The 229-nt window shown below is 43.2% G+C and carries 1 protein-coding gene; it reads left to right on the top strand.

The window, feature by feature from the left end:
- Positions 1-229: HAD hydrolase family protein (locus Q4550_RS24340; protein ID WP_303536841.1), on the top strand; the 229-nt coding region annotated here is incomplete at both ends.

Consider the following 229-nt stretch of genomic DNA (forward strand, 5'->3'; position numbering starts at 1 on the left):
CAGCAGCTCGCTGTTCTTCGGTCTATGTTTTTAGAGCATCACGCTGAGATGATAGAGCATCGCGTTTGGGCTGCTCCCTTAATCATTATTGAAATTGTTCGTGCGGGATTAAACAAATCAGTTGGAATTAAACGGTTATCCGAGCATTTCATTGGCCCTCAAGAAATTATCATTGCCTTCGGGGATGAAGATAACGATATTGAAATGATCGTTTATGCTGGCACTGGCG

The organism is Anaerobacillus sp. 1_MG-2023 (assembly GCF_030547345.1).
Taxonomy (GTDB): Bacteria; Bacillota; Bacilli; order Bacillales; family Guptibacillaceae; genus Guptibacillus; species Guptibacillus hwajinpoensis_B.